1 pseudogene is annotated in these 1171 nt (G+C 45.8%); it reads right to left on the bottom strand.

Annotated features, from left to right (window positions below):
* A pseudogene (locus HMPREF9073_RS04370) lies at window positions 1-1155 on the bottom strand (hypothetical protein); the annotation flags it as partial.
* Between the last annotated feature and the right edge of the window lie 16 nt (window positions 1156-1171).

Below are 1171 nucleotides of genomic sequence, written 5' to 3'. Positions count from 1 at the left end.
TCGTTCTACTTCTATCTGCATTGGAGTACCCAAGCCGTAGGAGGTAGTAAATTGAAACATTGAGCGGAAGCAGTCTAAGAAAAGCTCGGTGTCTTTTTTCTTGCTGTGAGCAATACCTATAAGGGCGGTGCTCATCACATCATAAGCATAGTATGCCATTACTTTGGTGCCGTCGGGTAGCTTAGTGTGCATTATATCGCGGTCATCAAGGGTTATTTTACTCATTGAGTAGAGCGGTGCGTGGCGGTGAACGTGAGGGCGCAACTTGTGGCTAAAATCGTACTCTCCATTGCGGGCTTTGGCTATGATAAGCTGATTTTCGGCTTTGCTAAGCCATAGTTTTACAGTGCTTTCAGAGACTTCTAACAGGTTGCCATTCTCATCGCAAAAATCGTCTACATTAAAGAGTTCGCCCGTAGCGCGGTCGAAAAGTTCTATTTCGCCGTATAGAAACTGCCTGTAAATATCGTATACCGAACTGATGTAAGGTTTATTAGGCATACAGCAGATGGATATAAAGAGGCGTTCCATTGTAGGGGTTACTATTTTGGCATTGTCGGAGCCCTCGCCCTTGTGAATAAAGGTAGCGTAACGCTCGGTAAGGAATTGGTTGTATTTGCGTTGTAGGCTTCGTGGGTTGTTAGGTAATGAGAAACTCCACTTTTCGGGGTTTAGGGCGTTCACCGCTTCGCTGATGTTTTGCCATATTTGGGTTTTGCGCTTACCAAAGGCTTTGGCAGTGAGCGGACGGCTTTTAAGTAGGGTTTCGATAGCACCCAGTATCATAGCGGAGGTGGCTTTTTCCCTCTGTTGTGGGAGGGGTAGCGATTTGCCGTTAGGTTTGCGATGCTCGGCAAAGAAGTTGATGGCCTCGGGATCTGGTACAATATACTCTTCTAATACATTGGTAACGATGTGAGCCTCTTCGGGCTTGCCGAGCATACGCACGCAAAATTCTTTTGTATTCACACCTTTCACTATGGGGAGGCTCTCGAAGGCTACCCACGCTTCATTACCTTGTCCTTTGCCTGGTTGGGTAACTTGGAGCTTACCACGAGCGCATAGCTTTTTGTAGTACTCATAAGTAACTACCTTCCAATCGCTATAGAGCAGGCGTGCGGGGATAGATAATATGTTATTTTGGAATGCGTACATAGTTTTGTTTTTTTTT

Origin of the sequence: Capnocytophaga sp. oral taxon 326 str. F0382 (assembly GCF_000318295.1) — a bacterium.
GTDB classification, from domain to species: Bacteria; Bacteroidota; Bacteroidia; order Flavobacteriales; family Flavobacteriaceae; genus Capnocytophaga; species Capnocytophaga periodontitidis.
Note: the sequence above shows the minus strand (reverse complement) of the source record. Positions and strands in the feature narration are given on the sequence as shown.